Source organism: Leisingera sp. F5, from assembly GCF_001593695.1.
The window spans coordinates 1-2,069 of the sequence record NZ_LUKH01000584.1; the positions used below are offsets into that span (position 1 = coordinate 1).

The 2,069-nt window shown below is 60.6% G+C and carries 3 protein-coding genes; all 3 read right to left on the reverse strand.

The genetic code is table 11. The annotated features are described in order from the left end of the window. Positions 1–14 precede the first annotated feature (14 nt). Positions 15–584 carry an XRE family transcriptional regulator gene (locus A2I95_RS33520; protein WP_027256812.1) on the reverse strand — a complete coding sequence of 190 codons (570 nt, stop codon included), beginning with the start codon at positions 582–584 and terminating at the stop codon, positions 15–17. Between the two features lie 200 nt (positions 585–784). After that, the gene (locus A2I95_RS33525) at positions 785–1,240 is read right to left on the reverse strand and encodes a GAF domain-containing protein (RefSeq protein ID WP_027256813.1); all 456 of its coding nucleotides are present in this window, start codon (positions 1,238–1,240) and stop codon (positions 785–787) included. A 93-nt stretch (positions 1,241–1,333) separates the two neighbouring features. Further along, positions 1,334–2,069 (reverse strand): acetyl-CoA C-acyltransferase (locus tag A2I95_RS33530; protein ID WP_291736785.1); only part of this gene is annotated, 736 nt, incomplete at its 5' end.

Sequence of the window (2,069 nt, forward strand, 5' to 3'; positions counted from 1 at the left end):
ATCATTATCCCCTCCTAGTAGACCGGCGGTGCAATCACCCAGACGGCCACTGCGGGTTCGTCATAGGGATTCGACCACTGGTAAGGCTCATGCTTAATCCGGAAGCTGTCGCCCGGACCGACAGTGAAGCTGCGGCCGCCAATCAGCAGGTCCAGCTTGCCCGAAATCACATAGCCAACCTCTTGCGTCGGCCTGTTAGCGGGCGTTTGCATCCGGGAATTCGGCTGGAAGGTGGAGTGCACCATCTCGAAGTCGTCGGTCAGGTCGGGTGACAGCAGCTCTTCGATCAGCCCCTCTTCACCCGAGCCCATCGGGCGGCGGGAACCGGCACGAACGATGTAGCCATGCTCATCTGCGGGGGCGCCGGAATGGGCAAACAGCATAGACATCGGCACGCCTAGGGCCTCAGCAATCTGGCGCAGATCAGAGATTGAGGGTTCGGACATATCCCGCTCAACCTGGCTGAGCCAGCCGACCGAACGGTTCAGGATCGCGCCGATATCTGATAGGGTCAGCCCGCGGGCCTTGCGCAAGGCCCGGATGTCTGCCCCCAATGTCGCCGCTGCCAGGGTCTGATCGTTCACCGGCTCTCTCTCCGTTCGTGAAAAAATCCTCTCGTTTTTCACGATGCCTTGAGTTCGTGAAATTTCCAAGCCTTTTTTCACGAGCCACCCGCAAGCCAAGAAAAAAACCCAACGCATTCAGGCGCCGGGCTGCTTCTTTCTGGTGAAAATACCCTGGGGTGAGGCCGCAGGCCGAGGGGCAAAGCCCCTGAAAGCGCGAATCAGCTCTGGCTGAAGACCTTCCGCAGGATTGCAGCCAGCTGCTCTGCGTCTTCCTCGGCAAATGCGTCCGGCTGGTCGCTGTCGATATCAAAAACCCCGATCAGCGCACCTGCGGCATTCCAGACCGGCAGGACCAGTTCCGACCGGGTGGATGAAGCGCAGGCGATATGGCCGGGAAAGGCATCCACATCCGCCACCAGCTGCACCTCGCCGGTGCGTGCCGCCGCGCCGCAAACACCGCGGGAGAACGAGATTTGCAAACAGCCGTGTCCGCCCTGATACGGGCCGATCTTCAACAACTCCGGCGCAACGGCGCGGTAAAAGCCGGTCCAGTTGAACCGGTCGTCGGCGTGGTGCACCTCGCAGGCGACAGTGGCCATGAGCGCGATCTCATCCGTCTCACCTTCGGTCAGCGACGCGATGGTCTTGGCAAGGGTTCCGTAATCGGCCTGCATGTCTGCCTCTCCTTCAACGCATTGAGGGGGCTGTCTGCCCCCTCTTGACCTCACGGTCAATTCACCCCCGAGAGTATTTTTCGAAGGAGAATGTCAGACCCGCTCAATTGCAATCGCCGTGCCCTCGCCGCCGCCGATGCAGATGGCGGCCACGCCGCGCTTTAGGCCGCGCTTTTCCAACGCGTTCAAAAGCGTGACCATGATCCGGGCACCTGACGCCCCGATGGGGTGACCCAGCGCACAGGCGCCACCGTTCACATTCATCTTGTCGCGGGAGATGCCCATTTCATGCATGAAGGCCATCGGAACCACAGCAAAGGCTTCGTTCACTTCCCACAAATCGACGTCTTCAACCTGCCAGCCAATGTTTTTCAGCAGATTCAGCGCTGCCGGAACCGGAGCGGTGGTAAACCAGCCCGGAGCCTGAGCATGGCTGGCATGGCCCAGAATACGGGCACGGATATTCAGGCCCTGCGCCTTGGCGGCTTCAGAAGACGCCAGCATCAGCGCTGCCGCGCCGTCGGAAATAGAGGAGGCATTGGCTGCGGTCACAGTGCCATCCTTGCGGAAAGCCGGTTTCAGCGCCGGGATCTTCTCCGGGCGCGCCGACTTTGGCTGCTCATCCGTGTCCGTCACCACGCTTCCCTTGCGGGACGTCACGGTAACGGAGGCAATTTCCCCGTCAAACGCGCCGCTCTCCTGAGCTTCAAGTGCGTTGGCCAGAGATTTAAGCGCGTATTCATCCTGAGCTTCGCGGGTGAACTGGTATTTCTCAGCGCAATCCTCGGCAAAGGTGCCCATCAGGCGGCCCTTGTCGTAAGCATCTTCC

Excerpts from the sequence above, each read along its gene's own strand:
- A2I95_RS33525 (WP_027256813.1), bottom strand. The coding sequence starts at position 1,240 with ATGCAGGCCGATTACGGAACCCTTGCCAAGACCATCGCGTCGCTGACC.